Below are 13,393 nucleotides of genomic sequence, written 5' to 3'. Positions count from 1 at the left end.
AAAGTCTCTCGCTCAATCTAAGCCTAGCATCGCGAGACACAAGTGTGCGAGCGTCTTGCGAGACGGAAGATACGCAGTTTGACGCATTTTGGTTTTCAACGCGTTGCCGATTTCAGCACCCGGTCGACCATGGCGGGCGCGAGCCCGAGGTAGTTTTTCGGTGAGGTCAGCGCCTCGATTGTGGCACGGTCGATCCTGCTGGATATCCTGGGATCGGCAGTCAGCGCATCGGCAAGGCTCATACCCTTCTCGTTGGCGAGCCGGCAGGCGTCATAGACCACGTCATGCGCCTCCTGCCGCCCGATCTGGGGCGCAAGCCCCATCATGACCGCTTCGGCCACGATCAGGCCACGGCTGACGGCGAGATTGTCGTTCATCTTCCTCTCGTCCACGATGAGGCCCGCGAGCGCAAACTTCGCCTGGTGCAGGGCGCCGGCGGTGAGCACGAAGCTCTCGGGAATGGCGATCCATTCGGCGTGCCATGGCCCCGTGGCGCGCTCGAAATCCTGCACCATCGCATCCAGCATCAGGCCCGCGTGCTGGCGCACCGCCTTGGACGCCGCGAGCATCAGCTCCGAGGAGATCGGGTTGCGTTTCTGCGGCATGGTCGAGGAGGCGCCGCGGCCCTTGACGAAGGGCTCGTAGACCTCGGCAAATTCGGTCGAGGCCATGATCATGATGTCGAGCGCGATCTTGCCAAGCGAGCCGGTAACGAGCGCGAGGAAGTTCACGGCCTCGGCGAAGCCGTCACGGGCAACGTGCCAGGTCGAGGCGGGAACGCCGAGCTTCAGCTCGGCGCAGAGCGCCTCCTGCACCTCGAAACCCTTGTCGCCGAGCGAGGCCAGCGTTCCGGCGGCGCCGGCGAACTGGCCGACCAGGAGGCGTGGCTTCAGTTGCGCGAGACGCTCGGCGTGGCGGTCGAACATCGCGAGCCAGATCGCGGTCTTGTAGCCGAAGGTCACCGGCAGCGCCTGCTGGAGGTGGGTGCGACCAGCCATCGGCGTGTCGCGATAGCGCTTCGAGAGACCGGCGAGGATTTTTCGCAGCACGGCGATGTCGCGCTCGACGATCTCCAGTGCGGCGCGCAGTTGCAGCACCACGGCGGTGTCCATGATGTCCTGCGTGGTCGCGCCCCAATGCACATAGCGGCCAGCCTCGCCGCATTGCTTCACCATCTGATGCACCAGGGGCAGGATCGGATAGCCGACGATGTCGGTCTCCTGGCGCAACAGATCGAAATCGAGCGCGGCGACATTCGTCCGTGCCGCAATCTGGTCGGCGGCGTCCTGCGGGATCACGCCGCACTTCGCCTCCGCCTTCGCCAACGCCACCTCGACCTCGGCGTAGCGCGAGACCAGCGCGACGTCGGAAAATACGCCCCGCATCTGCGGCGTGCCGAACGCGTCGCGGAACAGGATGGAGTCGAGCACGGTGGTGGAGGCGGGAAAGGCGGGCATGGGCGTTTCTTCGTGATTGGTGTGTTTGTATGCACGGCAGCTTACGCAGGCCGCGCTGTTCGGCAATGGACAAAGGCCGCTATTCCCGTCATTCCGGGGCGTGCGAAGCGCGAGCCCGAAATCCATTTCGCCACATCCCTCGGCGCACGATGGATTCCGGGTCAGCGCCAAGCGGCGCGCCCCGGAACGACGAGAGAGGCCTGCGGCAAGCTGACTCAACGCTCTAGTCGAGGCCACATTTTCTCCTCCAAAGGCGCATGGCTGCCATCACGCGATCGCGATGAACCTAGTCGACCCTTCGGTGGACTCACAGACTTCAAGTCGAACTCCATTTTGATTTCAATATTGCCTGATGTCATTGTGAGGATTGAGTTTTCGACGTGCAGTTTCTGTTCCGGGATCACCTTCTCGACACCGACCGGCGCGAGCTGAGCCGCGAGCAGGTTCCCGTATCCGTGGAACCGCAGGTTTTCGATCTCGTCGTCCACCTCATGGAGAACCGCGACCGGGTGGTCAGCAAGGACGAGCTGATCGACAAGATCTGGCACGGGCGCAGCGTGTCCGAATCCACCCTGACCAGCCGGATCAACGCGGCGCGCAAGGCGATCGGCGACAGTGGCGCGAGCCAGGCGCTGATCCGCACCATCACCCGCAAGGGCTTTCGCTTTGTCGGCGACGTCGAGACCAAGGGTGGTGCGATCGCACCGGAGCCCGGTCGTGCGGCCCGGGCGCTGGAGGCGACGCTCGCACTGCCCGACCGTCCCGCGATCGCCGTGCTGCCCTTCACCAATATGAGCGGCGACCGTGAGCAGGACTATTTCTCCGACGGCATCAGCGAGGACGTCATCACCGCGCTGTCGAAGCTGCGCTGGTTCTTCGTGGTCGCGCGCAACTCCTCCTTCGTCTACAAGGGCCGCGCCGTGCATATCGGCGAGGTCGCGCGCGAGCTCGGCGTGCGCTACGTGGTCGAGGGAAGCGTGCGTCGGAGCGGCGAGCGCCTGCGCATCTCGGCCCAGCTCAACGACGTCTCGACCGGCAGCCATCTCTGGGCCGAGCGCTACGACCGCGAGCTTGCCGATATCTTCGCCGTGCAGGACGAGATCACCGAGGCGATCGTCGCCGCGATCGAGCCGCAGCTCTATGCCGCCGAGAGTTTTCGTGCCCAGCAGAAGCCGCCGGGCAGCCTGGATGCCTGGGGCCTCGTGATGCGCGCGTTGTCGCATTACTGGCGCATCACCCGCGAGGACAATGCGGCTACCCAGGGATTGCTCGAAAGCGCCGTCGCGATCGATCCCGCCTACGGCAAGGCGCTGGGCCTGCTCGCCACCAGCCATATCTTCGGCGCACATATGGGCTGGACCGACATGGCCGCGACCGTGCCGGTCGCCGAACGCGCGGCGCTCGCGGCGGTGGAGGCCGATCGTGAGGACGCCTGGGCCCACCACGGCCTCGCCTATACTTATCTATTCCGTCGCCGCTTCGACGACGCGCTGGCGGAGTTCGAGCTGACGCTGAAGCTCAATCCGAACTTCGCGATGGCACATGCCTTCTACGGCGTGACACTGTGCTACGCAGGACGGTGGCAGGACGGCGATGCCGCCGCCCGCCGGGCGTTGCGGCTGAGCCCGCGCGATCCGCTCGCGGCGATCTATTGCGGGGTCGCGGCCTATGCCCGATTCGTCGGCCGCGACTACGAAGGGGCCGTGCGGATGGCGCGCGAGTCGCTGCGGCAACGCGGCGATTTCGTCGGCGCGCACCGCGTGCTGACGGCCGCAGCCGGGATGTCCGGGGATCCGGCGCTCGCAGCTTCCGCGCTGGAAGGCCTGCGCCGCGCCCAGCCCGGCATCTCGCTCGCCTGGATCACGCGCGAGCTGCCGATGCAGCGGGAAGAGGATCGCGGGCACTATCTGGAAGGATTGCGGCGCGCGGGGATGAGGTAGGCAACTTCTCCCTCTCCCCGCTTGCGGCAGGGCAATCGCATATGGCCGTTTGGGGCTGCCTGAGCGCGCGCCTCGTCCTTCGAGACGACCGCTCCGCGGTCTCCTCAGGATGAGGCTGATCGGCATCGGTGCCCATTGAAACTGCTGCCACGCACTCTGTCCTCATCCTGCGGAGCCCGCCTAAAGCGGGCGTCTCGAAGGATGGCCGCAGGGAAACCGCTCTCATATGCGATTGCCCTGCCCACAAGGGGAGAGGCGAACAGCGCTCCTACTCCTGCATCATCTCGCCGCTGCCGCCGAACTCTGCCGGAAAATCCTTCAGCTTCGGCAGGCCGTCGCGTATCGGCAGCACAGTCTCGGCGTAGTTGACGTGGACGCCGGGCGCAAAGGCGAGCGTGGGGATGGTGGCGGTGAAGACGTCGACCAGACCGAGTGGCGGATGGTTGGTCATGAGGTGGCCGCCGCACTTCTTGCAGAACTTGCGCTGGCTGAGCGGTGTCTTGGCGAAGGTCTCGACATTCTCGGCGCCCTCGGTGATGCGCACGGCTTCCGGCTTCCACAGGCTGAAGGCATTCACCGGCCCACCCGACCACGAACGGCAGGAGCGGCAATGGCAATAGCCCATCGCCTCCGGCGCGCCCGTGACCTCGACCGTGACCGCGCCGCAGAAGCAGTTTCCGACATGTTTCATTCTGTCTTCTCCATTGATGAAGGCTGGAACTCGCCTGCCTCCCCCGCTCCTGTCCGCCGAAGTCTCGACTAGAGCAGATGCGGGGAGAGGCGTCGAGGTGAGGGAAGGCATCCCCGGGGGACGTTGAGGGGACGGAGGCGTGCGAGGCTTGCGTTATCTGGCTCGGCGCCGCCACGCATCCTCCTTTCGGCGGACGCGCGGACAGACGCCAAGGTTATACTGAACGGCGCCAGGGAATAAGCATGGACACGCGTTGTTTGTACTGCCGGTACTCCTCGCCGAACAGATCGACGAGGTCGTGCTCCTCCAGCGCGATGCCGACAAAGATGTAGAGCGTGGTCACGGCCGCGAACAGCAGATGGCCCGCGGTCATGACCGGCGCCGCCCAGAATGCGATGATGAAGCCGAGATAGATCGGATGACGGACGAATTTGTAGAGCATCGGCGTCTTGAAACGCGGTGGCGGCGTTTCCTTGCCGACGAGATGGTTGGTCACCTGGTGCAGACCGAACAGTTCGAAGTGGTTGATCATGTAGGTGCTCGTGAACACCAGCACCCAGCCTGCAAAGGACAGCGTGGCCAGCGTCGCGGCGAGATCGGCATTCTCGATCTCCCATATGATCGCGGGCAGCGGGCGCCACTGCCAGAACAGCAGGAGCAATGACAGGCTCGCCAGCAGCACATAGGTGCTGCGTTCGACCGGCTTCGGGACGAATTGCGTCCACCATGCCTTGAACTGGCTACGCGCCATCACGCTGTGCTGGAGGGCGAACAGCGTCATCAGAAGGAGATTGATGATGACGGCCTCAGCCGTCGGCGTGTCGGTTCCGGTGTCGATGGTCTTCGGTACCACCAGCCCCATGACGAAGCCGATGGCGTAGAGAATGGTGACGAAAAAAACGAGATACGCCGCAATTCCGTACAGAAAGGCGATGAACTTGAAAATGCGAGAGCCCGTAACCTCCGGGCCGATCGAATGAACCTGGTGATCAAGTTGGGTCATAGAACGCTCCGTTGTGCCGAGGCATCGGCACTGTTTGGTGCAGGCACCGTACATCTCGGACGGGCCTCGGACTTTGGCGGGCCGTTTATTTTCGCCTGAGACGACTTTGATTTTTGCTTGAGACGACGCAAACGTGCGATTTCGCTTTGAAAACAACGTGCTCGACGGCGACCTGCGGGAGCTCACCTGCGGCGGGGCCGCCGTGCCGTTGCAGCCGCAGGTGTTCGATCTCCTGCTCTATCTGGTCACGCAACGCGCGCGTGTGGTCAGCAAGGATGACCTGATCAGCCAGATCTGGAGCGACCGCATCGTCTCCGATTCCGCCCTGAACAGCCGGATCAATGCCGCGCGCAAGGCGCTCGGGGACGATGGCGCGACACAGCGGCTGATCAAGACCATTCCGCGCAAGGGCTTTCGCTTCGTCGGCGAAGTCCGGGAAGAAATGCCGGCTTCGCCCGCGCCGGCCGACGCCCAGCCTGTTCCCTTGCGCACCGCAGCGGAACGGCCGGGAATCGCGGTGCTCGCCTTCGAGAACATGAGCGGCGATCCCGCACAGAACTATTTTGGCGACGGGATCAGCGAAGACATCCTCACCGCGCTGTCCAAGCAGCGCTGGTTCATGGTGATCGCCCGCAACTCGTCCTTCACCTACAAGGGACGCGCGGTCCATATCAGGCAGATCGCCGAGGAGCTCGGCGTCCGCTACATCGTCGAAGGCAGCGTTCGCAAGGCGGACAACCGGGTGCGCATCACCGCGCAGCTCAACGACGCAACATCAGGCAGTCATCTCTGGGCCGAGCGCTACGACCGCGAGCTGGTCGACGTCTTCGCCGTGCAGGACGAGATCACCAACGCCATTGTCGCGGCGATCGAGCCGCAGATCCATGCAGCGGAGAATTTCCGCGCCGATCGCAAGCCGCCGTCGAGCCTCGATGCATGGGACCTCCTGATGCGGGCGCTGTCGCACTACTGGCGCGTGACGCGGCGCGATCACGAGGCCGCGCAGGCGTTGCTCGAACGCGCCATCGAGATCGATCCGAATTATGGTCAGGCGCTGTCCGTGCTCGCGGCGAACCACATGTTCGGCGTGCATCTCGGCTGGGCCGAACTTGCCAAGGTGGCGCCGGTCGCGGAAGCCGCCGCGCTCGCGGCGGTGCGCTGCGACCATGAGGATGCCTGGGCGCATGCCGCGCTCGGCACTGTCTGCTTCTCGACGCGCAGGCTCGCCGACGCGCTGTCCGAGTTCGAGCAGGCGCTCGCGCTCAATCCGAACTTCTCGCTGGCGCAGGGCTATTACGCGCTGGCGCTGTCCTATGCCGGGCGATCGAAGCAGGCGTTCGAGGCGGCGCAGAGGGCAATCCGGCTGTCACCGCGCGATCCATCGCTGGCGATCTATCACGGCATCGCCGGCTATGCGCGCTTCACCGAGCGGCATTATGACGAGGCCATCGCGCTCGCGCGCGAGGCGATCCGCCATCGCGGCGACCTCACGGGCGCCTATCGCGTGCTCGCGGTTTCCGCCGGCATGAGTGGCGACGGAATGCTTGCCGCGACGGCGCTCGACGAGCTCCGCCGGACCCAGCCCAACATCTCGCTGCACTGGATCGCCACGCAACTGCCGTGGGCCAGTGACGCCGATCGCGAACACTATCTGGAGGGATTCCGGCGCGCGGGATTGCGCTAAAGCAGCGTCAGGCGCTCAGTCTACATCACGCGCTTGCGGCGCAGATGGACGATGACATCGAGCCGCGCGATCTCGTGCCCCGGAAGCGCCTCGGGCATCTTGCTGAAGGCCAGGCCGTCGGCGACGTCGACCAGCACGTCCTCGCCCTCGAGGTAGAAGTGCGGATGCACGGAGGTGTCGGTGTCGAAGAACGATTTGATGCCGTCGGCCGCGATCCGGCGCAGCAGGCCGGCTTCGGTGAACTGGTTCAGCGTGTTGTAGACCGTCGCGAGCGACAGATTCATGTTCGCCATTATCGCTTCTTCGTAGAGCCGCTCCGCGGTGACGTGACGGTGACCGCGCAGGAACAGCAACTGGCCGAGCGCCAGACGCTGGCGCGTCGGCCGCAGACCCGCATCGCTCAGAAATTGCAGACAGCGCTGCACGCCGTCATCCGGCGGCAGGCTCGGCCCGACGACATCTGCCTGGACGAGGTCCGCTCCGCAGTCGTCGTCCACAAGAGTGGTATTCGTGGCCTGGATGTCCATCGATCGTCTCACGGCTCGGGAACTAAGACACAACACGCATCCCGCCAGTTGCTATTCAATCGCAGAAGCGACGTCCTGGCTTTGATCGGGATCAAACTTGGGGCTCAACTGTCTCCGCGTCGTCATTGCGAGGAGCCCTTGCGACGAAGCAATCCAGAATCCCTCCGCGGAGAGACTGCTTCGCTGCGCTCGCAATGACGGAAATTTGGGGCGGCGGCACCCAGTACATCGCAAACGAGCAGGTAGCCGCAGACGTGAAAGCCCCTACTTCGCTTTCGCCTGTATCGGCTTTGGCGCAGGAACAGCCGCCCACTCCTTGTCGGCGCGCGGACCGTTGAGATCGCCAGTCAGGCCGACAAGCTGGCCGGGCTGGACGTCGAGGGTCTGCTGCCAAGTCTGGGTCTGGCAGAGGAACTTGATCAGGCAGCCCTTCAGCTTGAGGCGATCGGCAGAATCCCGCCACAGCGAGACTGAATAGGACCTGCCGTCCTCGGCATTATAGATCTCGCCGGCGTACCGTCCGTCGGGTGTCGCCTGCAAGCCCATGATGAGCTGGTGCCCAAGCAGCGCGCGGGCGCGCTTGTCGGGATCCGGATTCTGGCTGTCGCGATAGGGCTGGCCGTGCTTGTCGGCCGGCTCCTTCATCCAGACGATGAAGCCGCAAACGCGGTCGCGCGACGGCCCGCAGCGCTCGAGCCGGATACGGGCACGCCCATCCTCGACGAGCCATGTGCCACTGGGATCGGTCGGCGCGCCGGCGCCGGCGCGGCCGCCCAAAACCATCATCACGATCGTAATCGCAACGCGCAGCACGAAGCGAAGGAAGATGTTCATCAGCAGCACCTTTCGTTGGACGGGTCGCGGCGTCAGTTCAGTTGCGCCATCAGCGCGTCGGCGCCCTTGTCGAGGCCGGCGGTGGCCGCGGCGAGCGCACCGGCGGTGGCCTTGATGTCGTAGGCGCCCGGGTATTGCTTGGTGACGTAGGCCGAGAGCAGGCGGGAGGTCGTGGCGTCGAAGATCTCGACGCCGTAGACGACCGAGCCGGTCATCGTCCCCTCGCCGTCACGCGCGGCCTGCACGCCGTTGTAGACGGCCCCGGCGAGGTCGAAGCGCGAGAGCGTTCCGAGCACGGGCGTGTTGGTAACGGCGCCGGTGAGCGTCAGCCTGATCCGCAGCGTGTTCGGCCCGCGCTCGCGCACCAGCGCGAAGCGGCCGCGCAGCCGTTCGGCGAAACTGTTCTGCATGTAGGCGGCGAGAGTCGCCTTGTCCTTGTCGGACATGTCGCCGAACTGATGATCCCTCCCGCGGTAGACCACGACGGGATCGAGGATCGCCTTGTTGTATGCGCGCCAGTCGACCGGCGTCGAATAGCGGTAAGGCACGCGGCCAGACGCGTCCGATTTGTCGGGGGTCATGTAGGCCGAGGACGCCAGCTCCGAATAGGGCACGGGCGCAACCGAGGCACAGCCGGCCGCGGCCGCGCAAAGCACCAGTATTCCTAGACCGCGCAGAGCGATCGAGCGATCCATTCCAGACTCCTCTTGGCTTCTCGTTCAGGCGATGGCGACCGCAGCCGCGTCAGGGACCAGACGTGGCTGCGGTGCTCACCAGTGCCGGCCCAATGGCATCGTCCGGGGCCATTTCGGATGCCTTGGGCCGCCTCAGTATGTCCATTTATAAAACCGACTAGACGGTTTGTAAAGTTCAAACTCAAGACCCTGGCGCATATGGCCGCAGGCGCGGCTTTGAGCAGCCGCCAGTCGGAATTCGTTAACGTGAAATCAGGCGCGCTTGCGTGCGCTTGTGCCCTTGGCCGCCGGCGCACCGGCCTTGAGGCTGCGCGACCGCGCCGGCTTTTCCAGCCCGTGCCACTGGCTGTCGTCGAGCAGGCGCGCGAACAGCCGATCCCGCTCGGGCCTCGGCAGTGGCGACATGCCAAACAATGCGCCCAGCATCAGCCCTCGCGCCGCGGCCCATCGCAGCATCGCGAGATCCGGGTCCGTGGCCTCGGCCTTGATCGCCGCGATCGTCTTGAGGTCGCTGTCGCGCGGCAGCGCCATCAGGTCGGGGTTCTCCACCATCGCCGCCAGCAGCGCGAGCGCGGCCGAATTCGGCGCATTGGCGGCTTCCCGCACCGTGGCGATCTCGGTGGCGAGCTCGGGATTTTCGGACTCGGCGCGCGCCTTCGCGCGGTAAGGCGTCGAGAACTCCTCGAAACGCACCATCTGCCGCTCGAGCAGCGCCTTCAGCACGGCCTCCTTGGTGCGGAACTGATGCATCACGCCGCCCTTGCTGAGGCCGCTCTCGCGCGCGATCGCATCGAGCGTCAGCCGGCCCGGCCCGTCGCGCGCGATGATGGCGAGCGCCGCATCGAGCGCGGCATTGCGGGACCGTTCGGAGCGGCTGGCATTGTCCATGGCCGACTTGTCTCCGTGACAAGAGAATGAATCAAGCGAAAACAGGACGCGCTGTACATTTTTTGTGCGAACACTGTCGAGACTTTCATCTTGCAGCGCCGAACGAGACTATGTGAGCCTCGATATCGGATGGGGACTGGGATGGGCCGGCCGTCGCTTTGCGCGCGAGGACGTTGCGAAGCGCTTACGGCTGGTCTCGCTTGAGAAAGATACGACATGCCAAAACGAGTGTTGCTTGGTCTTCTCCTGGCTTGCGGCCTCACGGCCTCGGCACTGGCGCAGGAGCCGAAAACGGGGGGCGTGATCAATGCCGTGATTCAACCCGAGCCGCCGGGCCTGATGCTTGCGATGGTCCAGAACGGTCCCACCCAGATGGTGTCGGGCAACATCTTCGAAGGGCTGCTGCGCTACAGCCCCAAGCTCGAGCCGCAGCCGGAGCTCGCCGAGAGCTGGAGCGTGAGCGAGGACGCCAGGACCTACACCTTCAAGCTCCGCAAGGGCGTCACCTGGCATGACGGCAAGCCCTTCACCGCCGCCGACGTGCTGTTCTCGGTCGAGATGCTGAAGCAGACGCATGCGCGCGCCCGTAACAATCTCGCGCAGGTCGACAAGGTCGAGGCGCCCGACGACCACACCGTGGTGTTCACGCTGAAGCAGCCGTTCGGCCCGTTCCTCGGCATCTTCGAGGTCGGCTCGATGCCGATGGTGCCGAAGCATCTCTATGAAGGCACCGACTGGAAGACCAATCCCTACAACAACGCCCCTGTCGGCACCGGTCCCTTCATGTTCAAGGAATGGCAGAAGGGCGCGTTCATCCGCCTGGTCAAGAACCCGAACTATTACGAGAAGGGCAAGCCCTATATCGACGAGATCTACTGGCAGATCATCCCCGACGCCGCTGCGCGCTCGGTGGCGTACGAGACCGGCAAGGTCGACGTGCTGCCCGGCGGCTCGGTCGAGAATTTCGACGTGCCGCGCCTGTCCAAGCTGAAGGACACCTGCGTCACCGGCGCCGGCTGGGAGTTCTTCTCGCCGCTGGCCTGGCTGTGGCTGAACAACCGCCAGGGCCCGCTCGCCGACAAGCGGGTGCGGCAGGCGATCATGTATGCGATCGACCGCGACTTCGCCAAGGACGTGATCTGGAACGGGCTCGGCAAGGTCGCGACCGGCCCGTCGGCCTCGACCATCAAGTACTACACCGACAACGTGCCGAAATACCCTTACGATCCGGCCAAGGCCAAGGCGCTGCTGAAGGAAGCCGGCTACAAGGGCGAGAAGATCCGCCTGTTGCCGCTCGCCTATGGCGAGACCTGGCAGCGCTGGGGTGAAGCCGTGAAGCAGAACCTCCAGGACGTCGGCATCAGCATCGAGACGATCGCCACCGACGTTGCCGGCGGCAACCAGAAGATCGGCGACTGGGACTACGACATCGCCTTCACCTATCTCTACCAGTACGGCGATCCCGCCCTCGGCGTCGGCCGCAACTACGTCTCCAGCGCCATCGCCAAAGGCCAGATCTTCAACAACGTCGAAGGCTACTCCAACCCGGAGATCGACAAGCTGTTCGCCGACGGTGCGGTCGCGACCCCGGACTCCAAGCGCAAGGAGATCTACGAGAAGGCGCAGAAGATCCTGGTCGAGGACGTGCCGGTGGCGTGGATGCTCGAGCTGCAGTTCCCGACGATCACGCGCTGCAAGGTCAAGAACCTGATCACCACGGGGATCGGGGTCAACGACGGCTTCAAGGACGCATGGCTCGACAAGTGAGCCCTGCTCTCACCTTCACCTCTCCCCGCGCGCGGGGAGAGGGAGGCGCACTGGTCTCCGTGGCTACAAAGTCACCTTACCAAGATGACTCTCTAAGATGCTCTCCTTCGTCGCTCAGCGTGTCCTGAAGGGCGTGATCGTCCTGCTCGCGATCGTCGTCCTCAATTTCTTCCTGATCCGGCTTGCGCCCGGCGACCCCGCGGTCGTGATGGCGGGCGAGGCCGGCGCCAGTGACCAGATCTTCGTCAAACAGCTCCGGGAAAAGTTCGGCCTCGACAAGCCGCTGCCCGAGCAGCTCTTCATCTACGTCAAGGGTGTCGTCACCCTCGACCTCGGCTTCTCCTTCCGCCAGCAGGCGCCGGTCGCAAAGCTGATTGGCGAACGACTGCCAGCGACACTGTTGCTGACACTGACCGCGTTTGCGATCTCGCTCATGCTCGGCATTCTCTTCGGCACCTTCGCCGCGCGATTTGCCGGAACCTTCCTCGACACGGCCATCACCATCTTTGCGCTGATCTTCTACGCCATGCCGATCTTCTGGGTGGCTCTGATGGGGATCCTGCTGTTCTCGGTCACCACGGATTGGCTACCGAGCTTCGGCTACGAGACCGTCGGCGCCAACCTCACGGGTCTTGGCCACGTTGTCGACGTCGTGAAACATCTGATCATGCCGGCGATGACGCTGGGCCTGTTCTTCATGGCGACCTATACCCGAATGACACGCGCCTCGATGCTGGAGGTGAAGCGCCTCGACTTCGTCAAGACCGCGCGCGCGAAGGGCCTCTCCGACGCCGTGATCCAGCGCCGTCACGTGCTGCGCAACGCGCTGCTCCCTGTCGTGACGCTTGCCGGCGTGCATTCCGGCACGCTGATCGGCGGCGCCGTCATCACCGAGACCGTGTTCGCCTGGCCCGGCATCGGGCGCCTGATGTACGACGCGCTCTTGCAGCGCGACTACAATCTGCTGCTCGGCGTCTTCGTGATCTGCTCCGCGATGGTGCTGATCTTCAATCTCATCACCGACCTCGTTTACCGCCTGGTCGATCCGCGCATCGAATTCGCCTCATGAAACAGTTCTGGAAATCGATGCTGAAGAGCCCGAGCGGCGTCATCGGGCTCATCATCCTGCTGCTGGCGATCTCCGTCGCGGTGTTCGGGCCCATGCTGTTCCCGAACTCGCCCTGGCGCATGGTGCAGCGGCCGTTCCTGCCGCCCTTCACGCTCTCGGCCGTGCCGCTCGGCACCGATGCGCTCGGCCGAGACGTGTTCGCCGGCATGATTTTTGGCGCGCGGGTCTCGCTGCTGGTCGGTCTCGTCTCAACGCTGGTCGCGCTGCTCGTCGGCGTGCCGATCGGCGCCATGGCCGGCTATTTCGGCGGCAAGGTCGACGACGCGCTGATGCGCTTCACCGAATTCTTCCAGACCATTCCGAGCTTCGCGCTCGCGATCGTGCTGGTCGCGATCCTGCAACCCTCGATCTATTCGATCGTGGCCTCGATCGCAGTGGTGAGCTGGCCGCCGGTCGCCCGCCTCGTGCGCGGCGAGGTGCTGTCGCTGCGCACGCGCGAATATGTCCAGGCCGCCGTGGTCACCGGCCAGAGCAACACCTGGATCATCCTGCGCGAGATCCTGCCCAACGCGCTGTCACCGGTGATCGTGCTCGCCTCGCTGATGGTGGCGACCGCGATCCTGCTGGAATCCTCGCTGTCGTTCCTCGGCCTCGGCGATCCCAATCTGATCTCCTGGGGCTACATGGTCGGCGCCGGTCGCACCGTGATCCGCCAAGCCTGGTGGATCACCGTGTTTCCCGGCGTCGCCATCCTGATCTCGGTGCTCGGCCTCAATTTGATCGGCGAAGGCCTCAACGACGCGCTCAATCCGCGCCTTTCGCGCGAGGGACGCTGATG

Annotated in this window: 12 protein-coding genes; 5 read left to right on the top strand and 7 right to left on the bottom strand. The window is 64.6% G+C overall.

Annotated features, from left to right (window positions below; all coding sequences use genetic code 11):
- Positions 1–95: 95 nt before the first annotated feature.
- A complete protein-coding gene (locus tag GPL20_RS17010) occupies positions 96–1,457 on the bottom strand; it encodes a class-II fumarase/aspartase family protein (protein WP_157330659.1) in 1,362 nt (453 codons plus the stop codon).
- A gap of 380 nt (positions 1,458–1,837) precedes the next feature.
- On the opposite strand from GPL20_RS17010, the gene GPL20_RS17005 reads away from it, so the two are divergent.
- On the top strand, positions 1,838–3,397 hold the full coding sequence (locus tag GPL20_RS17005) for a winged helix-turn-helix domain-containing tetratricopeptide repeat protein (protein WP_254126037.1): 1,560 nt from the start codon (positions 1,838–1,840) through the stop codon (positions 3,395–3,397).
- 268 nt (positions 3,398–3,665) lie between these two features.
- Here GPL20_RS17005 and GPL20_RS17000 read toward each other — a convergent pair whose 3' ends face one another.
- Positions 3,666–4,088, bottom strand: coding sequence for a GFA family protein (locus GPL20_RS17000; protein WP_157330658.1), 423 nt, complete (start codon positions 4,086–4,088; stop codon positions 3,666–3,668).
- A 214-nt stretch (positions 4,089–4,302) separates the two neighbouring features.
- Complete coding sequence (mddA, locus tag GPL20_RS16995; RefSeq protein WP_167533069.1) at positions 4,303–5,091, bottom strand: methanethiol S-methyltransferase; 789 nt, start codon at positions 5,089–5,091, stop codon at positions 4,303–4,305.
- A gap of 133 nt (positions 5,092–5,224) precedes the next feature.
- Here mddA and GPL20_RS16990 point away from each other — a divergent pair, with 133 nt between their 5' ends.
- The gene (locus GPL20_RS16990) at positions 5,225–6,775 is read left to right on the top strand and encodes a winged helix-turn-helix domain-containing tetratricopeptide repeat protein (RefSeq protein ID WP_254126039.1); all 1,551 of its coding nucleotides are present in this window, start codon (positions 5,225–5,227) and stop codon (positions 6,773–6,775) included.
- 20 nt (positions 6,776–6,795) lie between these two features.
- On the opposite strand, the gene irr is transcribed toward GPL20_RS16990, so the two are convergent.
- The 4 genes from irr to GPL20_RS16970 form a co-directional block, all read right to left on the bottom strand.
- Positions 6,796–7,302, bottom strand: a complete 507-nt coding sequence (gene irr, locus GPL20_RS16985) for a Fur family transcriptional regulator Irr (protein WP_157330657.1) — start codon at positions 7,300–7,302, stop codon at positions 6,796–6,798.
- 264 nt (positions 7,303–7,566) lie between these two features.
- The gene (locus tag GPL20_RS16980; RefSeq protein WP_157330656.1) at positions 7,567–8,136 is read right to left on the bottom strand and encodes a DUF2147 domain-containing protein; all 570 of its coding nucleotides are present in this window, start codon (positions 8,134–8,136) and stop codon (positions 7,567–7,569) included.
- A 32-nt stretch (positions 8,137–8,168) separates the two neighbouring features.
- Positions 8,169–8,831, bottom strand: a complete 663-nt coding sequence (locus GPL20_RS16975) for a DUF3313 domain-containing protein (RefSeq protein WP_157330655.1) — start codon at positions 8,829–8,831, stop codon at positions 8,169–8,171.
- A 252-nt stretch (positions 8,832–9,083) separates the two neighbouring features.
- Positions 9,084–9,719 carry a TetR/AcrR family transcriptional regulator gene (locus GPL20_RS16970; RefSeq protein ID WP_157330654.1) on the bottom strand — a complete coding sequence of 212 codons (636 nt, stop codon included), beginning with the start codon at positions 9,717–9,719 and terminating at the stop codon, positions 9,084–9,086.
- 216 nt (positions 9,720–9,935) lie between these two features.
- On the opposite strand from GPL20_RS16970, the gene GPL20_RS16965 reads away from it, so the two are divergent.
- From GPL20_RS16965 to GPL20_RS16955, 3 genes are all read left to right on the top strand, one after another.
- Positions 9,936–11,486, top strand: a complete 1,551-nt coding sequence (locus tag GPL20_RS16965) for an ABC transporter substrate-binding protein (protein ID WP_157330653.1) — start codon at positions 9,936–9,938, stop codon at positions 11,484–11,486.
- A gap of 97 nt (positions 11,487–11,583) precedes the next feature.
- Positions 11,584–12,555: an ABC transporter permease gene (locus GPL20_RS16960; RefSeq protein ID WP_157330652.1), complete on the top strand. Its 972-nt coding sequence runs from the start codon at positions 11,584–11,586 to the stop codon at positions 12,553–12,555.
- Entirely contained in the window at positions 12,552–13,391 is an 840-nt protein-coding gene (locus GPL20_RS16955) for an ABC transporter permease (RefSeq protein WP_157330651.1), read from the top strand. Before GPL20_RS16960 ends, GPL20_RS16955 begins: the two co-directional genes overlap by 4 nt.
- Positions 13,392–13,393: the final 2 nt, after the last annotated feature.

The sequence above is a fragment of the Bradyrhizobium cajani genome (genome assembly GCF_009759665.1).
In the GTDB taxonomy this organism is placed as follows: domain Bacteria; phylum Pseudomonadota; class Alphaproteobacteria; order Rhizobiales; family Xanthobacteraceae; genus Bradyrhizobium; species Bradyrhizobium cajani.
This window is presented reverse-complemented; position numbering and strand designations above follow the sequence as displayed.

What these genes read in the sequence shown, in the direction of transcription:
- mddA (WP_167533069.1), bottom strand. Translation starts at nt 5,091, where the DNA reads ATGACCCAACTTGATCACCAGGTTCATTCGATCGGCCCGGAGGTTACG.
- GPL20_RS16965 (WP_157330653.1), top strand. Translation starts at nt 9,936, where the DNA reads ATGCCAAAACGAGTGTTGCTTGGTCTTCTCCTGGCTTGCGGCCTCACG.
- GPL20_RS17000 (WP_157330658.1), bottom strand. Translation starts at nt 4,088, where the DNA reads ATGAAACATGTCGGAAACTGCTTCTGCGGCGCGGTCACGGTCGAGGTC.
- GPL20_RS16975 (WP_157330655.1), bottom strand. Translation starts at nt 8,831, where the DNA reads ATGGATCGCTCGATCGCTCTGCGCGGTCTAGGAATACTGGTGCTTTGC.
- GPL20_RS16970 (WP_157330654.1), bottom strand. Translation starts at nt 9,719, where the DNA reads ATGGACAATGCCAGCCGCTCCGAACGGTCCCGCAATGCCGCGCTCGAT.
- GPL20_RS16955 (WP_157330651.1), top strand. Translation starts at nt 12,552, where the DNA reads ATGAAACAGTTCTGGAAATCGATGCTGAAGAGCCCGAGCGGCGTCATC.
- irr (WP_157330657.1), bottom strand. Translation starts at nt 7,302, where the DNA reads ATGGACATCCAGGCCACGAATACCACTCTTGTGGACGACGACTGCGGA.
- GPL20_RS16980 (WP_157330656.1), bottom strand. Translation starts at nt 8,136, where the DNA reads ATGAACATCTTCCTTCGCTTCGTGCTGCGCGTTGCGATTACGATCGTG.
- GPL20_RS17010 (WP_157330659.1), bottom strand. Translation starts at nt 1,457, where the DNA reads ATGCCCGCCTTTCCCGCCTCCACCACCGTGCTCGACTCCATCCTGTTC.
- GPL20_RS16960 (WP_157330652.1), top strand. Translation starts at nt 11,584, where the DNA reads ATGCTCTCCTTCGTCGCTCAGCGTGTCCTGAAGGGCGTGATCGTCCTG.